Origin of the sequence: Paenibacillus sp. FSL R7-0331 (assembly GCF_000758645.1) — a bacterium.
Classification (GTDB): domain Bacteria; phylum Bacillota; class Bacilli; order Paenibacillales; family Paenibacillaceae; genus Paenibacillus_AQ; species Paenibacillus_AQ camerounensis.
In genome coordinates this window covers 4,825,597-4,850,817 of sequence record NZ_CP009284.1, presented here as the reverse complement: position 1 = coordinate 4,850,817, position 25,221 = coordinate 4,825,597, and the positions used below count along the sequence as shown (strand labels likewise).

26 protein-coding genes are annotated in these 25,221 nt (G+C 51.1%); 19 read left to right on the top strand and 7 right to left on the bottom strand.

The window, feature by feature from the left end:
* Window positions 1-595: 595 nt before the first annotated feature.
* From R70331_RS21005 to R70331_RS20965, 9 genes are all read left to right on the top strand, one after another.
* Window positions 596-1,096, top strand: coding sequence for a Crp/Fnr family transcriptional regulator (locus R70331_RS21005; RefSeq protein ID WP_042178745.1), 501 nt, complete (start codon window positions 596-598; stop codon window positions 1,094-1,096).
* Between the two features lie 355 nt (window positions 1,097-1,451).
* The gene (locus tag R70331_RS21000; RefSeq protein ID WP_042178742.1) at window positions 1,452-2,123 is read left to right on the top strand and encodes a YitT family protein; all 672 of its coding nucleotides are present in this window, start codon (window positions 1,452-1,454) and stop codon (window positions 2,121-2,123) included.
* Window positions 2,124-2,328: 205 nt separating this feature from the next.
* A complete protein-coding gene (locus R70331_RS20995; protein ID WP_042178739.1) occupies window positions 2,329-3,123 on the top strand; it encodes a TIGR00266 family protein in 795 nt (264 codons plus the stop codon).
* A 175-nt stretch (window positions 3,124-3,298) separates the two neighbouring features.
* A complete protein-coding gene (locus R70331_RS20990; protein ID WP_042178737.1) occupies window positions 3,299-4,027 on the top strand; it encodes a LytR/AlgR family response regulator transcription factor in 729 nt (242 codons plus the stop codon).
* On the top strand, window positions 4,027-5,343 hold the full coding sequence (locus R70331_RS20985; protein WP_042178734.1) for a GHKL domain-containing protein: 1,317 nt from the start codon (window positions 4,027-4,029) through the stop codon (window positions 5,341-5,343). The genes R70331_RS20990 and R70331_RS20985 overlap by 1 nt, the downstream gene beginning before the upstream one ends.
* 118 nt (window positions 5,344-5,461) lie before the next feature.
* Window positions 5,462-6,358 (top strand): ABC transporter ATP-binding protein, encoded by an 897-nt coding sequence (locus R70331_RS20980; protein WP_042178732.1) that lies wholly within the window; start codon window positions 5,462-5,464, stop codon window positions 6,356-6,358.
* A complete protein-coding gene (locus tag R70331_RS20975) occupies window positions 6,355-7,113 on the top strand; it encodes an ABC transporter permease (RefSeq protein ID WP_042178730.1) in 759 nt (252 codons plus the stop codon). The genes R70331_RS20980 and R70331_RS20975 overlap by 4 nt, the downstream gene beginning before the upstream one ends.
* A 131-nt stretch (window positions 7,114-7,244) precedes the next feature.
* Window positions 7,245-7,943 carry a response regulator transcription factor gene (locus R70331_RS20970; RefSeq protein ID WP_042178728.1) on the top strand — a complete coding sequence of 233 codons (699 nt, stop codon included), beginning with the start codon at window positions 7,245-7,247 and terminating at the stop codon, window positions 7,941-7,943.
* Window positions 7,944-8,963 (top strand): sensor histidine kinase, encoded by a 1,020-nt coding sequence (locus R70331_RS20965; RefSeq protein WP_042178725.1) that lies wholly within the window; start codon window positions 7,944-7,946, stop codon window positions 8,961-8,963.
* Here R70331_RS20965 and R70331_RS20960 read toward each other — a convergent pair.
* The 3 genes from R70331_RS20960 to R70331_RS20950 all read right to left on the bottom strand — a co-directional run bounded on the left by R70331_RS20960 (window position 8,908) and on the right by R70331_RS20950 (window position 11,066).
* On the bottom strand, window positions 8,908-9,192 hold the full coding sequence (locus R70331_RS20960; RefSeq protein ID WP_042178724.1) for a PQ-loop domain-containing transporter: 285 nt from the start codon (window positions 9,190-9,192) through the stop codon (window positions 8,908-8,910). The two genes, R70331_RS20965 and R70331_RS20960, sit on opposite strands and share 56 nt — an antisense overlap.
* A 255-nt stretch (window positions 9,193-9,447) precedes the next feature.
* Complete coding sequence (locus tag R70331_RS20955) at window positions 9,448-9,885, bottom strand: MarR family winged helix-turn-helix transcriptional regulator (RefSeq protein WP_042182981.1); 438 nt, start codon at window positions 9,883-9,885, stop codon at window positions 9,448-9,450.
* A 143-nt stretch (window positions 9,886-10,028) separates the two neighbouring features.
* Window positions 10,029-11,066, bottom strand: coding sequence for an NADH:flavin oxidoreductase/NADH oxidase (locus R70331_RS20950; RefSeq protein ID WP_042178722.1), 1,038 nt, complete (start codon window positions 11,064-11,066; stop codon window positions 10,029-10,031).
* 239 nt (window positions 11,067-11,305) lie between these two features.
* On the opposite strand from R70331_RS20950, the gene R70331_RS20945 reads away from it, so the two are divergent.
* From R70331_RS20945 to metE, 5 genes are all read left to right on the top strand, one after another.
* Window positions 11,306-12,076, top strand: coding sequence for an ABC transporter ATP-binding protein (locus R70331_RS20945; RefSeq protein ID WP_042178720.1), 771 nt, complete (start codon window positions 11,306-11,308; stop codon window positions 12,074-12,076).
* Window positions 12,051-14,000, top strand: a complete 1,950-nt coding sequence (locus tag R70331_RS20940; protein WP_042178718.1) for an FtsX-like permease family protein — start codon at window positions 12,051-12,053, stop codon at window positions 13,998-14,000. The genes R70331_RS20945 and R70331_RS20940 overlap by 26 nt, the downstream gene beginning before the upstream one ends.
* 17 nt (window positions 14,001-14,017) lie before the next feature.
* A complete protein-coding gene (locus tag R70331_RS20935) occupies window positions 14,018-14,653 on the top strand; it encodes a DedA family protein (RefSeq protein ID WP_042178716.1) in 636 nt (211 codons plus the stop codon).
* A 12-nt stretch (window positions 14,654-14,665) separates the two neighbouring features.
* Window positions 14,666-15,526 carry an undecaprenyl-diphosphate phosphatase gene (locus tag R70331_RS20930; RefSeq protein ID WP_042178714.1) on the top strand — a complete coding sequence of 287 codons (861 nt, stop codon included), beginning with the start codon at window positions 14,666-14,668 and terminating at the stop codon, window positions 15,524-15,526.
* 403 nt (window positions 15,527-15,929) lie between these two features.
* Complete coding sequence (metE, locus tag R70331_RS20925; RefSeq protein WP_042178712.1) at window positions 15,930-18,221, top strand: 5-methyltetrahydropteroyltriglutamate--homocysteine S-methyltransferase; 2,292 nt, start codon at window positions 15,930-15,932, stop codon at window positions 18,219-18,221.
* A 64-nt stretch (window positions 18,222-18,285) separates the two neighbouring features.
* Here metE and R70331_RS20920 read toward each other — a convergent pair whose 3' ends face one another.
* Window positions 18,286-18,663, bottom strand: a complete 378-nt coding sequence (locus R70331_RS20920; protein ID WP_042178710.1) for a VOC family protein — start codon at window positions 18,661-18,663, stop codon at window positions 18,286-18,288.
* A 203-nt stretch (window positions 18,664-18,866) separates the two neighbouring features.
* The gene (locus R70331_RS31185; protein WP_076108838.1) at window positions 18,867-19,019 is read right to left on the bottom strand and encodes a DUF1540 domain-containing protein; all 153 of its coding nucleotides are present in this window, start codon (window positions 19,017-19,019) and stop codon (window positions 18,867-18,869) included.
* Between the two features lie 383 nt (window positions 19,020-19,402).
* Between R70331_RS31185 and R70331_RS20915 the strand changes: the two genes are divergently transcribed.
* Window positions 19,403-20,536 (top strand): DUF4349 domain-containing protein, encoded by a 1,134-nt coding sequence (locus R70331_RS20915; protein WP_052419144.1) that lies wholly within the window; start codon window positions 19,403-19,405, stop codon window positions 20,534-20,536.
* Between the two features lie 92 nt (window positions 20,537-20,628).
* Here R70331_RS20915 and msrA read toward each other — a convergent pair whose 3' ends face one another.
* Both msrA and R70331_RS20905 read right to left on the bottom strand, forming a co-directional pair.
* The gene (gene msrA, locus R70331_RS20910) at window positions 20,629-21,615 is read right to left on the bottom strand and encodes a peptide-methionine (S)-S-oxide reductase MsrA (protein WP_042178708.1); all 987 of its coding nucleotides are present in this window, start codon (window positions 21,613-21,615) and stop codon (window positions 20,629-20,631) included.
* 83 nt (window positions 21,616-21,698) lie between these two features.
* Window positions 21,699-22,217, bottom strand: a complete 519-nt coding sequence (locus R70331_RS20905) for a TVP38/TMEM64 family protein (protein ID WP_052419143.1) — start codon at window positions 22,215-22,217, stop codon at window positions 21,699-21,701.
* Window positions 22,218-22,349: 132 nt separating this feature from the next.
* Here R70331_RS20905 and R70331_RS20900 point away from each other — a divergent pair, with 132 nt between their 5' ends.
* From R70331_RS20900 to R70331_RS20885, 4 genes are all read left to right on the top strand, one after another.
* Window positions 22,350-23,285 carry a Gfo/Idh/MocA family protein gene (locus tag R70331_RS20900; protein WP_042178706.1) on the top strand — a complete coding sequence of 312 codons (936 nt, stop codon included), beginning with the start codon at window positions 22,350-22,352 and terminating at the stop codon, window positions 23,283-23,285.
* 25 nt (window positions 23,286-23,310) lie between these two features.
* Window positions 23,311-23,634: a protein YxiS gene (locus tag R70331_RS20895; RefSeq protein WP_042178704.1), complete on the top strand. Its 324-nt coding sequence runs from the start codon at window positions 23,311-23,313 to the stop codon at window positions 23,632-23,634.
* A 126-nt stretch (window positions 23,635-23,760) separates the two neighbouring features.
* Window positions 23,761-24,078 (top strand): winged helix-turn-helix transcriptional regulator, encoded by a 318-nt coding sequence (locus R70331_RS20890; protein ID WP_036698497.1) that lies wholly within the window; start codon window positions 23,761-23,763, stop codon window positions 24,076-24,078.
* 227 nt (window positions 24,079-24,305) lie between these two features.
* On the top strand, window positions 24,306-25,028 hold the full coding sequence (locus tag R70331_RS20885) for a hypothetical protein (RefSeq protein ID WP_042178701.1): 723 nt from the start codon (window positions 24,306-24,308) through the stop codon (window positions 25,026-25,028).
* Window positions 25,029-25,221 lie beyond the last annotated feature (193 nt).

Below are 25,221 nucleotides of genomic sequence, written 5' to 3'. Positions count from 1 at the left end.
ATAGGAAATTATACAATGCAAAAAAATGTGGATAACTCCGATGAAAAATAAAGGAGGGGTGGACGTGAAGAATCAGGAGACATGGAAGAAACGACCTGATACCACCCCCCACATTGTATTCGTTTTTTCGCATACATTTGGCCAGTTTACCCTTATGGTGGCAGAATGTATTCGTTTTTTCGCATACATTTGGCCAGTTTGCCCTTATGGTGGCAGAATGTAATCGTTTTTTCGCATACAATGTGCCGTTTACCCTCATGGTGGCAAAATGTAATCGTTTTTTCGCATACATTTGGCTAGTTTGCCCTCTTAGTGGCCTATTGTATTCTGTTTTTCGTATACATTAGGCCAGGGTATGTGCCTATATTCGCTATTTCAATACAGCTGCCAGCTGCCAAGAACAATGAACTCCTTAAGTGGGTAAGACCAAATTAAAGTTAAGCAGCTGCTAGAAGTCAGCAAATTAGGTTCTTAAGTACTCTATATATAGATCCACCCTTCGGGTGGATTTGTTCTTTCGATTTCGCTGCAATTTTGAGGTGTAATTCTGTATAATTAATAATATATATAAACAGAAGTTAAAGGAGAGAGCGAAATGATTCTGCACAGAGGGGAAGTCTTGTTCCGTCAGGGAGACAGCTGCGATTATCTATATAAGGTCAAGAGCGGGCTGTTCAAAGTAACAAGACTGCATGAAAACGGGAATATGGTATTGTTTAACCTGCTGTATCCCGGTGAGACCGTTCCCCATCATTCCCTCATTTCGCCGAAGGAGGCGCATGGAACGGCTGTTGCCATGATAAAAAGTGAAATTGAGGTCGTTCCGGCTGCGGAGTGGTACCGGGAGCTGCGCGAGAATCCGGATAAAGTGATGGAGATTGCGCTGCTGCTTCAGGAGAAGGTCCGGTTCATGCAGACACGGCTGGATCACCTTACCGTCGGCTCGCCGGCTGAACGGATGGAGCTGCTGAACCGCTGGATGAAGGATTACGCTTACGGTGCACAGCTTACAGATTTGCTGACCCAGGAGGAAATCGGACAATTGATCGGAGTCCGGCGTGAAACGGTCAATCGTCTGCTGCGGAATCAGGGCTGAATGCAGATTTTACATGAATGAAGCGTAAAATTTACATGATTCGTGATGTTTTTACTGGAAACCTGTTTAGAGACAGCCTGCCGCGTGGTATAATCTATTCAGAAGTTATCAAATTAGAGAAAGGATCAGGATACCATGTGTCCCCGAAGGACGAATCCCCAAAGGACGATTTGGAAACGTTATGATCTGTCTTATACTTAGCTTCCCTGTCGAAGGTGCGAAACGTTGTAATTGACGAAGCCGCCTCTCACTTGGGAAGGGAGTATTGTATGCGAAGGAAAAGCTCCTCTGGCATGCCCCCCCGTAGAGGCTTAAGCGACGTCTGAGCCGCCAACTACGATAAGGGGAGACCTGTATGAGGAATCACAACAACGGTATGAAGCTGCCGTTACGACTCACCGTTATTTTGTCCGGAACTTTGCTGTTAGCTTTTACTTATTATCACATTAATTATCAGAATCATTTGACCGAGGGCGGGTTCGTCGGCCTGGCACTGCTCGGCAAATACGTACTAGGCATTTCACCATCTATATCCACTCTGCTATTAGACATTCCAGTACTTATAATCGCAATCATTTTCAAAGGAAAATCGTTCGTAATGAACACCGTCATCTCAGTAATAGCCTTTACACTGTTCTACGGGCTGATGGAACGCTATTCCGGATGGGTGATAGACTTGCAGGATAATCTGCCGCTTGCGGCATTGTTATCCGGCGTACTGACAGGTCTTGGAGCGGGAATGATCCTGCGCGGCGGCGGTGCAAGCGGCGGTGACGATATTTTATCGCTGCTGATCAGTGAATGGAAGGGAATTAAGGTAGGTACCGTCTTTATCCTTATGGATGTTATTGTGCTGGCATTGTCTCTTATATACATGCCGCTCAAAGAGACGCTGTATACTGTAATGGCCGTAGTAGTAGCCGGCTATGTTATTACCTTGACTACAACACTGGGCAAACCGAAGCTGAACAAAGTACCGAAGCTTCAGCCGCAGCTGAGTAAGCCGCAGGATAGTACAGTAGCGTGATTAGCGCAAAGTTAACCCCGTACCGCGGGGTTCAAGATCAAAGGCCAGGCTGGATGCAGACATGCATCTATGCTGGCCTTTATTTATTGTACCTTGAAGATTGAAACCGCTGCTGCGGGCAGAGCGTATATACCTCATTCGAAACATCATGGAAGCGCAGAGACGCGAATACATATGCATTATTAACCTTTGGGAGGCTGCAGGAATGAGTGCACACGAAATTGATTATGTGATCATGGGCGAAGAAATCCAGTGTGTGGAGGTACAGCTTGATCCAGGTGAGAGCGTAGTTGCCGAAGCCGGAAGCTTTATGATGATGGACCCTGAAATAACGATGGAGACGATTTTCGGTGACGGCTCCGGCTCCCGGCAGGGCAGCGGGCTGATGGGCAAGCTTATGGGCGCAGGCAAGCGGGTGCTGACCGGCGAGAGCCTGTTTATGACAGTATTTACACACAGCGGGCATTACGGCCGGAAGAATGTTACCTTCGCTGCCCCTTATCCGGGTAAAATCATTCCGCTTGATCTGCAGCAGTACTCAGGTAAGGTGATCTGCCAGAAGGATTCATTCCTGTGTGCGGCGAAGGGCGTATCTGTAGGCATCGAATTTCAGCGCAAGCTGGGCGTAGGTTTTTTCGGCGGGGAAGGCTTCATTATGCAAAAGCTGGAGGGAGACGGCCTTGCCTTCGTCCATTCCGGCGGTCATGTGCTGGAGCGGACGCTGCAGCCGGGGGAGACAATCAAGCTGGATACAGGCTGTCTTGTAGCGATGACCTCTTCTGTGGATTACAATATTGAATTTGTAAAAGGAGTCAAAACCGCGCTGTTTGGCGGCGAGGGCCTGTTCTTTGCAACCCTGCGCGGACCGGGTAAGGTCTGGGTGCAGTCGCTGCCGTTCAGCCGGATGGCTGACCGCATCCTGTCGGCAGCAGGCGGCTCCGGCCGCAAGGAGGAAGGCAGTATTCTTGGCGGCCTGGGCAATCTGCTGGACGGCAGATAAGCAGCAGCCAAAGAATCATAGAGGGAATTGTAACAGCCGTACCGCCGGATTGACCGGAGGGGCGGCTGTTTTACTTTGTGCTGAAATGTTCGTAAATGAGAGCTGCATAGCCCAGGATTTGCTATAGAATAGAGCAGTCAAAAGGATATAAATGTAAAGGGAAGGGCACTTAAAAATGGAGTTAAACATTGCGATCTGTGATGATAGCCTAAAGCATGCATCTTTACTGGAAAGTCAAATTTATAAGATTTTTGAATCAATGAGCGCCGTTCAGGCCCAGGTTGAGGTCTATCAGCATCCCTTGTCTTTCATGGAACACTTCAGCAGGGGACTGGAGAAATACCACATTATCATGCTGGACATCGAGATGCCGGACATGAATGGAATTGCCGTTGCCAGAAGGATCAGAGCCGTCGATCCGGATGTGCTGATCATTTATGTGACCAGTCATGATTCCTATATGAAAGAGAGCTTTGAGGTACATCCCTTCCGCTATATTTCCAAGCCAGTCGTATTTGATGAGCTTAACCGTAGTGTCTGCCAGGCGTTTGATTATATCCTGAATAACAGCAATCTGATTACTTTTTCGTCCAAGAATGTAACCTATCAGCTGCGGATTAAAGAAATTCATTATATCACTATGGAGAGCGGGCGTAAGCTGCGAATCATTACGGACAGCGGGGAAGTGACCTGCTATGGCAAGCTCAGTAATCTGGAGCAGGAGATGCAGCCCTATTATTTCTCAAGAGTACATACGGGATATCTGGTAAATATGAATAGTATCCGTTCCCTGAACAGCACAGAAATTGTAATGTCGAACAGGGACATTGTTCCTGTAAGCCGCGGAAGGCGGGAACAATTTATGCAGGAATATCACCGTTTTATTGAGAAGAGGCTGATTTAATGGCAGAAATGTCGGATTTCGGCCCCAGCCAGCTGCTGCTGTTGCTGCTATTTTTTCTGATGGTTTACATTTCGCAGGGATATTCTCTTTATTTGTACGTATGCATCTTTTTTCGGAAAAAAACCGGGATCAAAAATATTCTGATGCTTATTTCCGGCCTGTTATTAATAAAGGCTTTTCTGGGGAGTTACATTACGGTAACGGAAAAGATACTGCTGTCGATCCTGATCCATTTCATTGTTTTGGCTTTCTGTTTTTATGGAAAACAAGCAGAGAAGCTGTTCGCAGCAGTATTTTATACCGTATTTACTGCTTCAATTGAAATGATCATTATCTTTGTGAGCGGGCTCCTGAAGCCTGTTATCAATGGCGGGATCGTTAATGTTGTGCAGATGGGAGTTGTGCTGCTCTGTACACTTATTCTAGTCAGGATGCTGTTTGTATTTAGAAGCAGCAGTCTAATTACACTGTCTTCCCGGGACTGGCTCGTACTATCCGTCATTCCGGTCTGCTCCCTAGTAATTCTGATTGCGGCACTGGCCGGGGAAGCCGGGAAAATGTCGATTGAGGATATCAAGGTCAGCGGCCATGCCGTGATGGTCATGCTGGGCCTGCTGACGGTTAATATTGCCGTGCTGTATGTATACCGGAAATTGCTGTATTACATCAATCAGATGGCCCGCAATGAGGTCATTGAGAAGCAGATTCTGGAGTATGAAAAGCTTCAGCAAAAACAGCAGGAGCTGCAGTATTTAAGGCATGATATGAAGAATATTCTCGTCACTGTCCGCGGGCTGCTGAGCGGCCAACCGCTGCAGGATGCAAGCCAATATCTGGACACCGTTATCGAGGCTGCTTTTACAGTCAGCGGGGTGTCTACAGGGCATGCGGTTCTGGATGCGATCTGCAACGAAAAAATCGGCTTTGCCGAGAAACAGGGCATTGAGGTACACCGGAAAATCCTGATTCCGCAGGATCTTGTGCTGGACGGGATGGAGGTAGGGCTGTCGCTGATTATCGGCAACATGCTGGATAACGCGCTGGAAGGCGTAATGCGGCTGGGCAAAGGGCAGGAGCGGTGGATCGACCTGCAGATAAGATATTACAACAATACCCTGCTGATCCGGGTGATCAACACGGCTGATAAAGTCAGCATCTCAAATTCGGGTGATTACCACTCCAGCAAACGGGCAGGGTCAGTCAAAGGCAGCGGTGTTGATATTATAAAAATGTATGTACAAAAGCTTGACGGAACGGTCAGCCTTGACTACACCTATCCTCATTTTAAAGTAAGTGTTCTGCTGAATGTGGGCTAAATCTGCAAACGACTACAATAACCAGGCAGGTTACGACAACCGGGAGAGATCAGCGGAGCCATTGTGGTATTTTTAGCTTACGATAAATGATTCATCAAAGGAACGGAAGTGTGGAGCTATGGGGACAGTTTTGAGTGTAGAGAACGCAGTCAAGCATTTTGGAGCAAACCGTATACTGGACAGAGCCTCTTTTCAGCTGGAAGAAGGGGAGATTGTAGGCTTGATCGGAAAGAACGGTGCCGGCAAGACCACATTGATGAAAGGGCTTCTGGGGCTCCTTCAATTTGATCAGGGCACTATCCGCTTTCTGGACAACGCAGAATATGTAAATAATCCCATAATGATGGATGATTTGGGCTATCTTATAGAGTGCAGATTATACGATCATTTAAGTGCTTCAGAAAATATAGGGATTCATTGGCGGTACAGCGGCAGGCCGGCAGACGATGAGATGAAGTCAAAGATTAAGGAAACCCTGGCCTTCGTCGGGCTAAAAGACAGCAGGCAGAAGGTCTCGGCGTTTTCATTCGGCATGAAGCAAAGGTTGGGCCTGGCACTGGCGATCATTTCTGAGCCCAAGCTGCTGATACTGGATGAACCGTTTGTGGGCCTGGACCCGGTCGGGATCAAGGCGTTTAAAGAGTATCTTTTTACATTGACCCGTGATAAAAAAATGACCGTACTCATGTCCAGCCACCAGCTTGCGGAAATTCAGGATCTTTGCAGCAGGTATCTGGTGCTGAATGAAGGGAGATTAAGCGAATACCAGAAAAATGAGCATAAACAAATCAAATTTTCCTTCCGGAAGGCAGAGCCGGCCCAACTGGCTCTTTTTCATAACAAGTATGAGAATCTGCTGCTGCTCGCTGAAGATCATATGACTTTTAATTCGGGAAATTTGCGGTACAATACATTATTTGAAGATTTTTTGCAGGCCGGCCTCGAAATTAACGATATTGAGATTTCTGATGATTCCCTTGATAAATTATTCCAAGAAAGGCCTGAACGCCCATGAGCCGCTATGAGTTGATGAAAATAGAGCTGTATAAGCTAATGAGGAAAAAAGTGATAGCGGTGCTGTTGTTCATTAATCTGCTTTCGTTCATGTATGCCATGGCGCTCAGATTCAAATGGAGCTTTGTAAGTGTAACGCTGGACGGCTTCTCCGTTGTAAATTTCGCTTCTTCCATGTGGGCCATTGTATTTATATTCGGAGTACCGCTGTTTGTCCTGCTGTTTTTGTCAGCAGGCCTGCTCGCCGGTGAAAGGACAGAAGGGCAACTGCTGTTGGCGGTCACCAGGGTGGCGGACCGGAGCAAGGTGCTGGACGGAAAGTTTTGGGCGGTTACTGCGATGGCAACGCTGTTTTGTATTGTAAATCTTATGAGCTCTGTCATTGCCTTTTATCTGTTTATTTATGGTACGGATTACGCACTGCCTGTCAGATTCGATTACAGCCTGCTCTCGGAAATTATACAAATTATCGGAGTTTATGTCTTTATGCTGCTTCTGTGTCATCTCGTGCTGCTCTGTTCTACGAAGTTCAGCATGATCATTTCCGTTGTCCTTGTGCTGCTGCTGTATGCCCTGTGTTCGATTCTTAACTATATTCCCGGCATCCAATATGCTTCACCCGGCTATTGGGCAGTGAACAGCCTTGAGCTCCCTTCAGAAACGGCGGTTCTGCTGCTGCAGGCCGGTATCAATCTGGTGCTGTTCATTCTAGTGATCCGCCGGAGCAGGTCTGTCTTTAAAGAAATCGATTTGTGAGGAGATCATTACGGACAAGCACGCTTACCGCCAGCCTGCCGGTGTATCCCAGATTTGACTAGCCCGCCGGGACTGTATATATTATGGGCAAACACCTTGGCAGAAGCCAAGGCTGCGACCGGAGGCCTTCTATGTTTAAAATATTCATTATCGAAGATGACCAGGGGCTCGTTGCCCTGCTGCAGAATTATCTGCATAAATTCGGCTACGAAACCCGGGCCGCACAGGATTTTGAAGCGGTCAAAACTGAATTTGAGCAGTATGACCCGCACCTGGTGCTGCTGGACGTCAATTTGCCCAAGTTCGACGGGTACTACTGGTGCCGCCAGATCCGGGGAATCTCCACTTGTCCGGTACTGTTCATCTCTGCCCGCGACGGCAAGATGGATCAGGTCATGGCGCTGGAGAACGGGGCGGATGATTATATCACGAAGCCGTTTGACTATGAAATTGCTTTTGCCAAAATCAAAAGCCATCTCCGCCGGGCATACGGCTCCTATGCTGCAGGCGGGAACGAGCGCGGCCTGAGTGTGTCCGGGCTGACGCTTGATGCCGAGCGGCTTGTCCTCTCACGCGGCAGCGCCAGAATCGAGCTCAGCCATACCGAAGCCAAAATTCTCGATGAGCTGATGCGAAAAGCCGGTACTCTCGTTACACGCGACCGGCTGCTGGAGAAAATCTGGGACGACCAGGCCTTTGTCGACGATAATACCCTGAATGTCTATGTTACCCGGGTGCGCAAAAAGCTGGCGGTGCTGGACATCCAGGAGGGTCTGCAAACCGTGCGCGGCCAGGGCTACCGGTTATCCGGGAACTGGGGGGAATTATAGATGAAGCTGTTTTTGCGGGAGCAGACACCGCTTATTATCATATATCTCGCCCAGCTGCTGATCATCTCGCTCGTATACCGCCTGGACGGCGGCAGCGCAGTGGAAGTCACCCTGTACGCGGCGCTGCTCAGCACCTGTCTGCTGCTGGCCTATTTAGCTTACCGTTATCTGTCTAACCGGACCTTTTATGAACGTCTGCAGACTCCGCCGGGCTCGCTGAACGAATCAGGGGGGCCGGTCCAAAGCTCGCCGCTCGCTGACAGTCTGCGCAAGCTGCTGACCCGGCAGTTCCGGCTCTACCAGAACGATCTGCACAGCTACCGCCACAAGCTGGAGGAGCACATTCATTTCATCAACCAGTGGGTGCACAGCATGAAGACGCCGCTGTCAGTCATTCATCTGATCATCCAGGATAAGGATGGCCCGCCGTTTACGGCAATCAGCGATGAGCTGGACCGGCTGAAGAAGGGGCTGGATACCGTGCTGTATACTGCAAGGCTGGATACGTTCGAGCATGATTTTTACGTAGAGCAGCTGAAGCTGGAAGAGGTGGTGCGCAGCGTGACCTCCGAGCAGAAAAGATTGTTTATCCGCAAGCGCGTCTTCCCGTCAATCAGCATAGAGAGCGGGCTCACGATTACTTCAGACGAGAAGTGGCTTGGCTTTGTGTTGACCCAGCTGATAACTAATGCGCTCAGGTACACGGTTGAGGAGGGGAGATTCGTCCATTTTCACGGGTATACTGCAGAGCAGGGGCAGGTGGTGCTTGAGGTGCGCGATGAAGGGGTGGGCATTCCGCCCGGTGACCTGCCGCGGGTGTTTGATGCTTATTTTACCGGAGTGAACGGGCGTACGTTTCAGGAATCTACAGGGATGGGGCTGTATCTGGTGAAGCAGATCTGCGGCAAGCTGGGGCATAAGGCGGAGATTTCCTCCGAGGCTGGGCAGGGTACGGCGGTACGGATTATTTTTTCGGGCTCCGGGGCAGCCGGTAGCGCAGAATCAGCAGCACAACAATAGAGACAACAGCCAGCGATAACGTATTGGTGATGAGAAAAGCCAGTCCCGTCCCGTCAGCGGCCAGCCTGAGTGCATAAGCCTCCATCAGTCCGATGCCCAGCAGCATTAGCAGATAGGCGTTCAGGCTGAGGTCAGCGACCGATTTGGTTCTGATGATCTGCATAATCTGCGGAATCCAGCCTACAGACAGAATTATGCCGCCAAGCAGCTGCATCAGGGCAAACAGCATACACACACCTCCGGGTTTATCATTTCTTATACGTTGTATGTTGTAGCGGGCGGATAGGTGACAGCTTATGATTCAGATGACTAGTCAAACTGATTAGAAGACAAGACAGCGGGACTTTACAACGGAGAAATTGAGCGCCTGAGGGTGTTAACAGACCACACTGCATAACAAAGACCCCCGCTGACCAATATGGTACAACGGGGGTTGTTTTTATGACGGGCGGGCCGGAAATGCCCCACTTAAGGCGACAGCAGACTATTGCTGCTGCCCCAGCCGTGCAAGCTGCTCCAGCAGCTGCGCAGCTTCGCTATGGGGAAATGCCTCTGCCAGCACCTCGCTTACGGTTACCCGCGCCCGGTCCACCTTGCTCTGACCGATCGCTGTCAGCGAGGTATAGATGCTCCGGCGGTCGCTGTCACAATTCTTCCGCTCCAGTGCTCCGCAGCCCTTGGCCTCGAAACGGCTGACCAGGCGCGAAACCGCGCTCTGGCTGAGGCCGACCATGGACTCCAGCTGCTGCAGCCGCAGCTTCTTCTCCGGTGCCTCGGACAGAAAGAGCAGCAGGTAAAACTCCTTGAGCGACAGCTGAAAGTTCTCCTGCAGCCGAGCTTCCAGCTCATTCGCTACATTCATCTGTATATGGGTCAGAGACAACCAGCTGGTAATCAGGTCATCCTCCAGATTCTTCTTCATCTGCATAATCCTCTCCCGGTGCATGCCGGCGCATGAAATTAGTTAAAATCCATTATACCATTATCACCCCGGCGGTTGCGAGAAAAGAAGCCGGCCAGCCTGAAAGCTGCACGATCCATTACTCTAAGCTCTTATCTGACGGTTTAGTTGTTAACCCGGGGAAATCCGAAGGTATACTGCTTTGGAATGCCTGCATCCTTGCCCAGCTGTACGCCTGCTTCCAGCGTCCAATAAGGATTTCTGAGCATGCCGCGTCCGACAGCCACCAGATCCGCCTCTTCATTGCCGATAACCGCATTGGCCAGTACGGCTTCATCCAGCCGGCCTACAGCAATAACGGGAACATTCAGTTCCTGCTTGAATGCCCGGGCCAGCGGCACCTGATAAGCGGCATGAGTACCCGGTCTGCCCGAAGCGGCAATAGCCCCTTCTCCGCCGGCGCTGATATGGAAAATATCCGCTCCGGCTTCCTTATAGGCTGCACCGATATTCAGGCTTTCTGTAAGGCCGTAGCCGCCCTCAACGTATTCCTGGGCGGAGATGCGCATAATGAGCGGCATGCCTTCAGGCATTTCCTGCTTCGCGGCGGCAATGACCTCTTTGCCGAACAGGGTAAGATCCTGGCCGTATTCATCGCTTCTGCGGTTGGTCAGCGGCGAATGGAATTGGTGAATCAGATAGCCGTGGGCGCCGTGCAGCTCGATGACATCGAAGCCGGCCTGGACGGCGCGTCTTACACCTGCCTGGAATTTGCCGACCATATCCTTCACTTCCGCTGTTGTCAGCTCGCGGGGGGTCTTGGATTTATCATCGAACGGAATAGGGGAAGAGGATACGGGAACAGCAGCATCTTCAGCCTTGCGTCCGGCATGGGCAATCTGGATGCCGACTTTCGCGCCATAGGCGTGGCAGGCGTCAACAATCCGGGCAAGGGCAGGGATGTGCTCATCTGACCAGATGCCCAGATCATAATCCGTAATACGGCCGTCAGGCTCGATATCGGTCATTTCTATAATAATCAGTCCGGTGCCGCCGACGGCACGGCTTACATAGTGGTTATAATGCCAGTCTGTAGCAATTCCGTCCTTTGCCGTTACAGAATACTGGCACATAGGAGGCAGAACTACGCGGTTCTTCAGCTTCAAATCCTTTAATTCATACGGGGTGAACAAGTCCTTCATTTGTATCTCTCCTTGGCAGAGTGCCTGAATTTGGCATGCTGTATGTAAACGGAAGGGTAATTATTATCCGCTAATTAATAAATGCATGCTCATGCATATAAATATAGGCGGCTCAGCTGAGAATGTCAACCCTTGCTTGCTTACAATAATGTAAGGTGACTGTAAGTTTCAGAAATAGCACCGGGTGTTAACACTTTGTATAATAAAACCAATCTAAAAGACGTAAGGAGCGGAAGCACTTGCCCCTGTTAGACGTACACAATCTATCCAAAATATATGAGGGCAAGGTATCGACTCAGGCGCTGAACCATATCCGCTTTGCTGTAGAGAAAGGGGAGTTCGTCGGTATAATGGGACCTTCCGGCAGCGGCAAAACAACACTGCTCAACGTCATCGCCACTATCGATGAGCCTACCTCGGGTGAAGTTATGATCGGCGGACGTGATCCGAATAAGCTGGACCGTAATGCGAAGGCTTTGTTCAGACGCAAGGAGCTGGGCTTCGTCTTTCAGCAGTTCAATCTGCTGGATACACTCACCGCCGGGGAGAACATTATTCTCCCGCTAACCCTGGCCGGAGTACCGGTTCCGGAAATGGAGCGCCGGCTGCAGGAGGCGGCGGCCAGACTGGATATCCTGCAGCTGCTGGAGAAACGGACCTTTGAGCTGTCCGGAGGCCAGACACAGCGGGTGGCAATTGCCAGGGCGATGATCCACCGCCCGTCGCTGATTCTGGCTGATGAGCCGACGGGCAGCCTGGACTCCAAAACCGCAGGTGAAGTTATGGGCCTGCTGGCTGAGGTGAATGAAGCGGAAGGAGCCACCGTGCTGATGGTTACGCATGATGCGGTGGCGGCCAGCTTCTGCCACCGTGTTATTTTTATCAAAGACGGACGCTTCTACAGTGAGATGTACCGCGGCAGCAGCAGAGCAGCCTTTTTCCAGAATATCATCGACATGCTGTCGCTGCTGGGAGGAGCTTCCCATGACCTTTCGCCAATTCGCCTATAGGAACGTCACACGTAACAAACGCAAATACGCCGCTTACTTTGTCTGCAGCTCCTTTTCGGTAATGATTTTCTTCCTGTGTGCCTTGTTTATTTTTCATCCGGCCATTTCAGGTGATCTGATTCTCAGCACGGCAGCTGATACGATGCTTGCAGCAGAGGCGATTATCTTTGTTTTCTCCTCGCTGTTCGTTCTGGTTTCGGTCGGTTCTTTTCTGCAGTCGCGCAAGCTGGAGTTCGGTCTCCTGCTGATGCACGGTATGACAAAGGCCCAGCTGAACAAAATGGTATTCCTGGAAAACATGATGATCGGCGGCTCGGCTATCCTGAGCGGAACCCTGCTGGGCATGCTGCTCGGCAAGCTGTTCCTGATGATCGGGGCGGGGTTGCTCGGTATTGATCCGTTGATATTCTATTTTTCCTGGCAGGCGCTTTTACTGACCATCAGCAGCTTCGCTCTGCTGTTTATCCTGATCTCCCTAATCACCTTCGTGCTGATCGGGCAGGATTCCCCGCGTATCCTGTTTCACGGCGGAATCAGGGCAGAGCAGACGCCGCGGATCTCCCCGCTGCCGGCTGCTGCCTCAGCGCTTCTGCTGCTGGGAGGATACGCCCTTGCAGCCTCGGCATCTGCAAGCTCCGTAGAGGTGATCATGCTCCCGGTCGTTGCCATTACAGTTGCCGGAACCTATCTGTTCTACACACAGCTAAGCCTGTATATCGCAAATGTCCTTCGCCGTATGCGGCGGTTCTATTGGCATAAGACCAATCTGATCATGCTTTCAGGCCTGTCCTACCGCTGGAAGACAAACGGACGGATGTTTTTCATGGTGACGATTGTGTCCGCGGTATCCTTTACCTCAGTAGGCGTGTTTGCGTCCATCCATACGCTGTCCAGAGAGCTGCAGCTGGATTATCCGGCTGCCGTAGGTTATGTGGCCAAGGCCAATCAAGCCGGCTATAGACCGGAAGCTGACCTGCAGGGAATACGGAGTGAGCTGGAGCGCCTCGGGCTGCCCTATGAGACGCTGACGCTTCCGGTAAAATACGCAAAGGTTACCACTCAGACCGGGCCGGACCGCACCTTCCTGCTTCCGCTGATTGCCTACACCGGCTATATGCAGGCACTGGAAAAAGCCGGATTTGTGTCCGCAGAGCCGCCGCCGGAGAACTATGAGGGGCTGGTCATGATCGGCTCCCAGCGGGACCGCAGCTTAACTGAAAGCCGGGTAAAGGCGGTATACACCTTGGAGCAGGGGATAGAGATCACGGAAGCCGGTTATACCGGGCATGTCCCGATCGCCGAATATCTGCTGCCTGAGCTTGACGGCAGAGACGGTGGCGATTTCAGCGGAATGGTTGTCAATGACAGCCTGTTCCAGGCAATTGCAGCGGTGTATACCGACAGCTATACCGGCTTCTATGTTGAAGATTTCCCGCTGACTTCAGGTATTGCAAGCACACTCAGCGGTAAGGGGAAGGTAAGCTATGAGAGTGCTTCTCCATATGCGGTAGTGGTCAGCGGTACATTGTTTGAAATTCAGAAAATCCTGTACAGTACCATGCTGTTCGCTTCCCTGCTGGTCGGTACCGTCTTCTTCATTGCTGCCGGCAGCTTCTTATATTTCCGGCTCTATACAGACCTGGATCATGACCGGCAGCAGTACTCTACTTTGTCAAAAATGGGCCTCACCGACCGGGAGCTGGACCGTACCGTCACTCTTCAGCTCGCACTGATGTTCTTTATTCCTGTCGGTATAGCCATGCTTCACAGCCTGTTTGCTTTTATCGCCTTGCAGCGGCTGTTCTACCTGTCCATTGCCGCCGAAACAGGCGCGGTGCTGGCCGGATACCTGGCGGCGCAGGGGTTGTATTTCTTTCTGATCAGAGGACGTTATCTGCGCAACCTCAAAAAAAATCTCATCTGAAAGCGGAGGACCCGACAATGAAAACCTGGATTACAGACTTTATGGAGCAGTTCGGCTATCTCGGCATTATGATGATGCTTGCCCTTGAGAATATCTTTCCGCCGATTCCGTCGGAAATTATCCTGCCGTTCGGCGGATTCATGACAACAACCTCGGATATGACCATTCCAGGGGTGCTGATTGCCGCTACCGCCGGCTCTCTGCTCGGAGCTGTCGTGCTGTACTGGGTCGGCCGGATGCTGGATGTAAGCAGGCTGGAGCGTATTGTGGAGCGCTGGGGCGGATGGCTGCGGATCAGCGCCAAGGATATCCGGCGGGCGGATGCGTGGTTTGATAAATATGGCTACTGGACCGTTCTGTTCTGCCGGATGATTCCGCTCGTCCGCAGCCTGATTTCCATCCCGGCCGGGATGTCGGGGATGAAGTTCGGCCAGTTCATGCTGTTCACTACTATCGGTACACTGGGCTGGAACACGCTGCTTATCCTGCTCGGTGCAGCACTGGGTGAGTCATGGGAAGACATTGCCGGTTATATGGATACGTACTCGAATGTTGTTTATATTGCGCTTGCCGCAGGGATTGTTCTATTGGGGATTTTATTTTTCCGCAGACGGCAGGCTGCCGGCAAAGCAAGCAGCCAGACCACAAAATAAGGAGGAAGAGACATGGAGCTGCTTACCATTATCAAAGCCATTATTCTCGGTATCGTAGAAGGACTGACTGAATTTGCTCCGGTTTCCTCCACCGGCCATATGATCATTGTGGATGATATGTGGCTGAAATCGCAGGAGTTTCTGGGAAAATATACAGCCAACACATTCAAGGTTGTAATCCAGCTGGGATCGATTCTTGCCGTGGTCATTATTTTCTACAAAAGATTTATTGATCTGCTCGGCCTGAAGCGGTTCAGCCGTAAAGAAATGACAGCTGTACCTGACGGTGTGCAGCAGGTAGAGACTGAAGGCCGCCTGAAGCTGGGCCAGGTTCTTGTCGGACTCATTCCTGCAGGAGTGTTCGGCCTGCTGTTTGAGGATTACATTGATGAACATCTGTTTTCTACCTCGACGGTGCTGATCGGACTGGTCGTCGGAGCTGTCTTTATGATTATTGCAGACCGTTTTGCGCCTAAAAAAGTAAAAACAGAAACGGTCGACCAAATTACATACCGTCAGGCGCTGTCAGTCGGCCTGATACAGTGTGTCTCGCTCTGGCCGGGATTTTCCCGCTCCGGCTCAACCATCTCCGGCGGTGTATTGCTGGGGATGAGCCACCGTGCTGCCGCTGACTTCACGTTTATTATGGCCGTGCCGATTATGGCCGGAGCGAGCCTGATCTCACTGATTAAAAACTGGCAGTACTTTACACTGGATGCACTGCCGTTTTTCATCGCCGGCTTCATCAGCGCCTTTGTATTCGCGCTGCTGTCCATGCGCTTCTTCCTGAAGCTGATCAACCGGATTAAGCTGCTGCCTTTTGCAATCTACCGGATTGTACTGGCTGCCGTGGTCTATCTGGTCTGGTTCTAAGCAGCCTGTCAGGCTGTGTCCATAAAGCGAATTTATAGCAGGCTGCCGGAAGCGGCGGCTCCTCCCCGGAAAGGGCAGGAGCCGCCGCTTTTGTGCGGTTTACCTGCTGTTTCCGGTGGTTATGGATGCCGCAGGCAGGACAGGGAAGCAGGAAGCCTGCAATGGCGGAATAGCCGCACCGGGACTTAGCAGTGTCAGTTATAGGGAAAGCGTATAGCCGGAAAGTGATAAAGCTGTTGCGGGCAGACCCTGCGGTTCAGTATGATTGCAGCAGATCAGATGTGCAGCACCGGCGGAGCTAACCGTCCGGACTGCCAGGTAGATAAGCGGGATGTTTACATTATTATCTGCTCACATCGCATAACAACGATAATAAACTATATGAAATCAGGAGTGAATCATAATGGCTAACAAACTGATTACCAGCAGCCTCGGCTATCCGAGAATCGGCAGAAACCGGGAATGGAAGAAGACGCTAGAATCGTATTGGAGCGGTAAAATCAGTGAAGAGGTTTTCCGCGCCGAAATGGCCGGATTGCAGCTCCAGCATCTCAGAACACAGCAGGAGGCAGGAATTGACCTGATTCCGGTTGGCGATTTCACCTTCTATGATCATGTACTGGACACGGCAGCAATGTTCGGCATTGTACCGCCGCGTTACGGCTATACCGGCGGAGAGATTCAGCTGGATTTGTATTTCGCGATGGCCCGCGGAAGCGCAGAAGCGCCTGCCTGCGAGATGACTAAATGGTTCAATACGAATTATCACTATATCGTACCGGAGATCGGCAATCAGACCCCGGTGCTTACGTCCAACAAACCGCTTGCCGCCTACCGTTTCGCTAAGGAGCAGGCAGGGATTGAAGGGAAGCCGGTTATTCTCGGCCTGTATACCTTCCTGAAATTATCCAAGGGATTCCGTGCTGCTGATATTGCAGAAGTGGCAGACAGCTTCCTGCCGGTCTACATTCAGCTGCTGCAGGAGCTGCAGCAGGAGGGAGTGGCCTGGGTGCAGGTTGACGAGCCGGCGGCGGTTACCGGGCTGACGAAGGAAGACCTGGCTCTGCTGGAGAGAATCTACCAGACGATTGCTGCGGAGGTACCGGGACTTAAGCTGCTGCTGCAGACTTATTTCGAGGCTGCAGAGCCGCTTGAGGCGCTGCTGAAGCTTCCGGTGGCTGGTCTTGGTCTTGACTTTGTCCATGACGGTGGAGCTAACCTGGCGGCTATAGGGCAGCTTGGCTGGCCGGAAGATAAGTGGCTCGGCGCAGGAATCATTGACGGGCGGAACATCTGGCGCAGCGATGCCGAGGCCAAGCTGGAGCTAGTCAGCCGGCTTAACAGCTTCGTACCGGCTGAGCGGCTGATTCTGCAGCCCTCCAGCAGCCTGCTGCATGTGCCGGTGACGGTGCAGAGTGAAGACCGGCTGAAGAGCACGGTCAAGAATGCCATCGCCTTCGCAGACGAGAAGCTGGCTGAGCTTAGCCTGATCGCTGCAGCCGCGCTGGATGAGCAGGGCAGCTACGCTGCAGAGCTGGAAGCTAACCGTGAGGCGCTTGCTCTCTTCCGCGCACTGCCGGAGCGTGGCCGCAGTGATGTAGCAGAGCAGGTGCGCAGCCTGCAGCAGCTTCCCGACAGCCGGACCCTGCCTTTTGCAGAACGGCAAAAGGTTCAGCGTGAGAAATGGAAGCTTCCGCTGCTGCCGACAACGACCATCGGCAGCTTCCCGCAGACGGCTGAAGTGCGCCAGGCCCGGCTTAAATGGCGCAAAGGCGTATGGAGCCAGGAGCGCTACGACGGGTTTGTCCGCCAGCAGATTGCTGATGCGATTGCCTTTCAGGAGGAGCTGGGGCTGGATGTCCTGGTGCACGGGGAGTTTGAGCGGACGGATATGGTGGAGTTCTTCGGCGAGAAGCTGGCAGGCTACCTCTTCACCAGAGGCGGCTGGGTGCAGTCCTACGGCTCACGCTGTGTGAAGCCGCCGGTCATTTATGCCGATGTTGCTTTTGTAGAGCCGATGACGGTCAAGGAAAGCGTCTATGCCCAGTCGCTGACCAGCCTGCCTGTAAAGGGTATGCTGACCGGACCGGTGACGATTCTCAACTGGTCGTTTGTCCGCGATGACCTGAGCCGGGAAGAGGTAGCGAATCAGATTGCCCTCGCGCTGCGTCAAGAGGTCAAGGCACTGGAGGATGCAGGCATCGAGATGATTCAGGTAGATGAGCCGGCTATCCGCGAAGGACTGCCGCTGAAGGCGGAGGATCATGAGCATTATCTGAATTGGGCGGTCAGAGCCTTCCGGATTGCCACGAACCCGGTTAAGGATACAACGCAGATTCACACCCATATGTGCTACAGTGAGTTCAATGATATGATCGGTCCGATCTCGGCAATGGATGCTGATGTAATCTCTATAGAAACCTCACGCAGCCACAGCGAGCTGATCGTCAGCTTTGAGGAACAGGAGTATGATAAGGGAATCGGCCTCGGCGTTTATGATATCCACAGTCCGCGGGTGCCGGATGTCGGTGAGATGACGGCAAGCATTGAGCGTGCCCTGCGCGTGCTGGATGCCGGACAGTTCTGGATTAATCCCGACTGCGGCCTGAAAACCAGAGGCTGGGAGGAGACCGGAGCAGCCCTGCGCAACATGATAGAGGCGGCAGAGCAGGTAAGAAAAGCGGTTTTAGTGTAAATGCATTAGACATAATAAACGCCACCACAGTAGCTGTGGTGGCGTAATTGTCGTTGTCAGGATACTATTTTTGCACAATTGCAAAATAGTTGTTCTCATCATCGGCGAAGTTAAATACCCGGCCCTCCGGCATATCCACCAGATCCCCCACAGTAATGCCCTTTGCCTGGAAGTCTTTATACAGCGTGTCAAGATCATCTGCGAACAGCAGAATGGATGGTGTGCCCAGATTAAGCTCAGGCTGCATTTCAGCGATGAGCTGCTTGTTATGAAGCACGAAGGAGGTTTGCAGCCCGGCAGCCGGTGCAATCTCAATCCAGCGCAGCCCCTGGCCGTTGTCTGCTTCGGATACCTTGATGAAGCCGACCTTTTCAGTCCAGAACCGAAGTGCCTGGTCCTGGTCGTTCACATACAGCATAACTTGGCCGATTTGTTTAATCATCGTTAACCCTCCGGATTCAATTTATGTGAAAGCGTACAACCATTCTATGGTCTTTCTCCATCGTTTGCAAGATTGCCACAATACCGGAGGATTCAGAAAAGCCGGTTATTTTTTTTCATGGAAACACTTGATAATAATTATCATTCTTGATACTATAGGAAATGAAAAGAAGGAACCGTGGAGGGTCCCTTCTAGGGTATTACTTATTTGCTTTCGAAGGTTTTGCAGTCTGTTTCTTCAGATTGCGTTGGCTCCTTGGAGCTGTGATAAGCAACAAAGATGCTTTCAGCGTTACACTTGTTCTCTTCAGCCCAGTAGGTGCAAGAGTTCACTGCACACAGAACGTCTTTTGCCATGAGGGTCACCTCCCCTTGTAGTAGATTATCAATATTGTCAGTGCGAAGTTGTACTGTCCTGTCGGGCAAGGTGGAGCTTGTCCAACAGAGCCATACCCTTATTCTAATGAATAGAGGGTATTTGGTGTTCATGTCTTCTCAGACATGATCATTGTAGCAAATAACGTGAATTTTCGCAAACGTGATGCTCCGTGAGACGGGGCATCTTTTTTGTGGAGAAATATTTATAAAAAAGATACTCTTTTCTCCATTCTTCCTGCAACCTTCCAGCTTTTGGAACGTCAAATGAGTTAGGCGGATCAGCTGTATACAGACAAAATCTGACCGCCGGCAAGGCTGAAGCAAAGAAGCGGGATATCCACTACATGTTTGGAGGAATAAGGATGCGAAAATGGGGTCTGCATTACTTAACAGGTTTACTGATTTTGGCGGTCATACTGGCAGGCTGCGGTTCCGGCAACAACAACTCGGCCAGTGATAATGCAAGCATGGCTAATATGGGGGCATCTTCTGAGGTTCTGACACAGGCTGCGCCTGCAGCTGAAGAAACATCAGAGTACAGCAGTGCCGCAGACACAAGCGCAGATACAACGGCACGCGGAGAAGCAGTAGGCGGCAGCCCGGAAGCTAAGGGCTCCGGCTCAGGACAGCAGGGGTCAGACAGTACGGCAGGATTTAGCGGTGTTGACGTTGCAGCCGGGCTGAACAAGAAGCTGATCTACAAAGCGAACATTACAATGGAAGTGGAGGATTACGGCGCTGCCCAGTCGGAGGTACGTAATCTGGTTACCCTGACAGGCGGGTATATCATCGGGTTCACCGAGAATATGTCAGATTACGAAAAAGGCGGAACCTTTATTGTGAAGGTGCCGGCTGCCGGTTTTTCTCCGTTTCTTGATAAGCTGGAGCAGATAAAGAACGATGGAGTACAGCGGAGCATTGAAGGCCAGGATGTGTCAGAGGAATATGTGGATCTGGAATCCCGCCTGAAGGCGAAGCTGCTGATGGAGAAGCAGTATATCGATTTCATGTCCAAAGCGACCAAATCCGCTGACCTCGTTGCCTTTGCCAATGAGCTCGGAGCTATTCAGGAATCGATTGAAAAGATCAAGGGCAGAATGCGCTACATTGATCAGAATGTATCCTTCTCCACAGTGGAGCTCCGGCTCTACCAGAGCGATTCGGGCATTACTGATATTCAGAAAAAAGAGCAGGGACCGCTGCTGACACGGGCATCTGATGCACTGACGAAGAGTCTGCATGCCTTGTCGGTAACGTTCCAGTGGCTGTTTGTCTTCCTGGCGGCCGCGCTGCCGATCTTAATTGTAGTTGCTATCCTTGCAGTAATCGTGCTCTTTATCCGCAAGCGGCTGAAACAGCGGGAAGCGGCCGATCCGGAGCGGAGCCGGAAGCCGGGCGGACCGCAGCAGAAGGCTGCGCCTGAATACAGCGGTTTGCCTGCGGAGGAAGCCTCTCGGGACGAAGACGAGAATAAGAATGAAACATTGAATAAATAGCTTTAATAACCTAAAAAGCCTCCAATCCGTTAGTTTGACGGATGTGGAGGCTTTATCTGTAATCAGGAAATCATTTGGTTGCAGGCCCGTGCTTAAGCATACTGGAAAAGAACCCGGTATTCGCCGTACCCTTCCTTTTCGAGATCTTCCTTGGGAACGAAGCGCAGTGCAGCCGAATTGATGCAGTAACGCAGGCCGTTCTCTCCGGGACCGTCGGTAAAGACATGGCCGAGATGTGAATCGGCAGTCTGGCTGCGCACCTCGGTACGGATCATCAGATGGCTGAGGTCTGTCTTCTCCTTGACTGCGTAATCACGGACGGGGCGGGTGAAGCTGGGCCAGCCGCAGCCGGAATCGTATTTGTCCATGGAGCTGAACAGCGGCTCACCGGAGACAATGTCTACATACAGGCCATCGCCGTGATGATCCCAGAACTCATTGCGGAACGGGGATTCAGTCGCGTTATTCTGCGTCACTTCATACTGCAGCGGGGTCAGCCGTGTCTTGAGGCTCTCTTTATCTTCTTTATGCTTCCAATGGGTCTCGATAAAAGCTTCCCGGCCGGAGCCCTTGCGGTAACGCTTATAATGCCCCGGATTCTTATGGTGATAATCCTGGTGATACTCCTCGGCAGGGTAAAATGGCTTGGCTGGCAGGATTGGCGTCACGATGGGTGCCGAGAAGCGACCGCTGGCCGCAAGAGCTGCCTTGGAAGCTTCGGCCTCAAGCCGCTGCTCTTCCGAATGATAAAAAATAGCGGTGCCGTAAGAGGTTCCGCGGTCATGGAACTGGCCCCCGGCATCTGTAGGGTCGATCTGCTGCCAGAACAGCTCAAGCAGCTTGCTGTATGGGAAAATATCCGGATTAAAGGTGATTTGCACCGCCTCGACGTGCCCGGTCGTTTCTGAGCACACCTCCTGATAGGTCGGATTAACGGTATGACCGCCGGTATAACCGGAGACAATCCCGGCAATGCCCGGCAATTCTTCAAAAGGGGATACCATGCACCAGAAGCAGCCGCCGGCAAAGGTAGCTTTTTCCGTCTTAGAGCCTATATTATCAAATTGATTCTCACTCATTAATATCCCTCCATTCAAGATGTGCAATTAAATAGATCACAATCTAGAACTATTATAAAACAAACAGGCCACATCTGCCAACGTTATGCAAACAGCCTGTCTCCAAGAAATGCGTATAAAGCAATGCCTGGAAGCTTGCCGATACCGGTTGCTGCGAGATAGCTCCAAAAAGGAAGGCCGGCGGCTCCCGCATAAATATTGACAGCCGACTGCGGTACTACCGGAGCAAGCCTGGCTAGAATAATCGATACGAACGGACGCCGCTGTACAGCGGCAGTGAATTTATGCAGTGACGGTACGGATGCCAGATAAGTGGCCGCACGCTGCTGAAACAGATATTTTACTAAACCGTACATTATTGCAGCTGCGATTGTGGTCGCACTCCAGCTGATCAATACCGCAGCGGTACTGCCGTAAATATAGCCGAATAACCCGATAATCAGCTTATACGGAAGGACAGGGAAAAAAGCCAGCAATATTGCAGCCACAAAGGACAGCAGAGGGCTATGATCCTTGCGCAGCCACTCCAGCAGATCATATCTGTAGATAAACGCAAGGATTACAAGCGAAACATACAGGAATACCGTTAACCATTTTTTCATTTTTACTATGCCCCTTCACAAGCTGTTCCCCTCATCATACTGAAAAAAAAGTAATTAATGAAGTAAAGATCATTGCCGCCGCAAGATGTCACGGTATAATACATCTATACGACATGTAAAGGAAGATGTACTATGAATACTCCTGTGCGTAAAAGAGTGGCGCTGATCGGGATCGGCGATATTGCCCGCAAAGTATATCTGCCGCTGCTGTCCCGCCATGATCAGGCGGAGGTAGTCGGCTTATTGAGCCATTCACCGGCAACTGTGCAGGGAGCTGTCCGTTCTTACCGTCTTGCCAAAGGGACAACGGATCTGGATGAGTTGCTGTCATGGGACCTGGATGCAGTATTTGTGCACAGTCCAACTACAACCCATTATGAGTATGTTACAAAATGTCTGGAGCACGGTTTACCGGTGTATGTAGATAAGCCGCTGTCTTACAATCTGGAGGAGTCGCAGCGGATGGCAGAGCTGGCCGAGAACCGGGGGCTGCTGCTTGCTGTCGGCTTCAACCGCCGTTTTGCACCTATGTATACGGCAGCCAAGGCCTGGCTTGAGAAGGCCGGGGGAATCAGCCTGTGCAATGCGGTCAAGCACCGGACCGGCGTGCAGAATAGCACCAGCCATGAGACGGTTCATGATGATCTGATTCATATGCTTGATCTGCTGCTGTGGCTCTGCGGTAACGATTATGAGCTGCTGAGAAGCCGGCTTACGTCTGACAGTGAAGGCCGTCTGCTGCAGTCATCCGGAATTCTTGGCTGGAACACCGGTGTCACCGGAATGTACAGTATGGTCAGGGATGCCGGAGCCGATATTGAGAAGCTGGAGCTACACGGCAATGGCAGATCAGTAGAGGTGACGGATCTGGAACAGGCTGTTCTATATGAGAAGGGCGCATTGCCCCGCAGCCAGAATTTCGGAAGCTGGGACACGGTGCTGGAGCGCAGAGGATTCAGCGGGGCGGTAAAGCACTTTTTAAGCACTATTCATACACCGGAGCTATGCAGCATCGGCGCATCTAATGTATTATCGAGCCACAGGCTGGCTGCAGAGCTTACTGACTGACAGAGGAATTGAGAGGAGTTAGAGCATGGACGAATACCGCAAATCAATGGAGGAACAAATCATCGAGAGCTATAAGCGGGATGAGGAAATGATGATTCTTGTGTTTGCCCAGTGGAGTGTGAACAACAAGCTTGACCCGCATGAATTGTATCTGCAGGCTTATCCGCAGCAGGAGGGTAATGCCGCACTCGGCCGGGCACTTGCTCTGACTGTGCCTGAAGAGGAAGCGGGAGATATTTCGGATGATACCGTTCTCGGTGTGCTGTCGCTGTACGGAAATGATGATCTGGCTTATGTAGTAACTGAGGCGATTGCCCGGCGTAAGCCGCAGCAAGGCACAAGGGATTGACAATGCAGATATAATGGGATAGGGCTGATGAACTTTTTTTTGGTAAACGATGTTCATTACGCTATAAATATGTTAAAATTATATATACTAACTTATAGTAAGCTTTACAACTGAGAGGTGAGAACAATGGAAGAACATCAGCTGACGATGTGCCCAAGATTCGAAACGGCCTTCTCTTTCTTAGGCAAACGCTGGAATGGACTTATTATCCAGACATTGATGAGCGGCCCGAAGCGCTTTAAGGATATCTCTGGACTGATCCCGTCAATGAGCGATAAAATGCTGTCGGAACGAATGAAGGATCTGGAATGCGAAGGTATTCTGGTAAGACATGTGTATCCCGAAACTCCGGTACGCATCGAGTATGAATTAACGGTTAAAGGCCGTGCGCTAGAGCCGGTCATGCAGCAGATCCAGTCCTGGGCCGAGAGCTGGGTCGAGTAATCCGGCGATACAAGTCCTGTTGATAGCCCCTTTTTCCGCTAATGGAGAGAGGGGCTTTTTCAAATTTAAATAAATAAAACTTGCACAACTAACGCGAAAATGTAATATAATAGGAAAAATAGCGTGGCCAGCCTGTCTAGCCCTGATTATGATGTCGCAGAGAATGATAGTGAAAGCGCAACCAAATTGTGAGGTCCGTTCTGCACAACATTTAGGAGGCGAGGAAAATGAAAAATACCTTGTTTTCCCGGGAAATAACCTATGGAAAAGAGGATGTTGCCGAGCTGGAGACCGCTTCGATTAAAGTGCAGCTAATTTATGATAAGGCGTTGTTTATGCTGCACGGCCATTTACCTGACTCCTTGTGGGACTTGTGGATTGGTGTACCCTATGACATTATCTCCTCTCTGTACAAAGGGGATAACGACAGCGGACGTGTATTTCAAAAATGGATCCAGAGTCCTTCCGGCTGGAAATGCATCGGCTGTGAACGGCATTGCCTGGAGCCGGCAGAGCCCTCAAGGCAGGCTGCTGCCAGCGGTCAGCGGTTATTCACGTTTCACAACGGGATCAGGCAAAGTATGGTGCTGCAGGCGGCAATATGGTCGCTATATGAAAACACACTGCTTTTTCAGCAATATCTGGGCAATGACGCCTTTCTGGATGGTGCTGAGCTGGATACAATATCCGCGTATTTCGTGCCGACATATGTTAATCCGTACCGGCTGAAGGAGAACGGCAAGCGTTACAAAGAATACAAGCAGGATCACATAGAGGTCTACCAGGAGTGGATATCCGCCCCTGATCTGGTCCTGCAGTGGAACGGCGGGCTGACCGAAGGCAGATGGATGACCGGCGTGTATGTCGATCATTCCCGGTTTGCCGGGCTTGGGCCGTACCTGAAGGATGCTCAGGGGAAGCGGACGTATATGCAGGCAACGGTAAGGTAGACAATAAGCTGAATAAGTAATGTTATGGAGCTTGACCTGCTGGAATACGGAGAACTGGATCTGAATTACGCCGATGGGGAATTAAACGCATTGAGCTTTGTGTTCAATAAAATTTTATATATTTAGTGCGCAAAATCACAAGCCGGGGTTCTGCCAGACGTTATTGTGTAGAGGTAAGAAAGAACCTAGACCA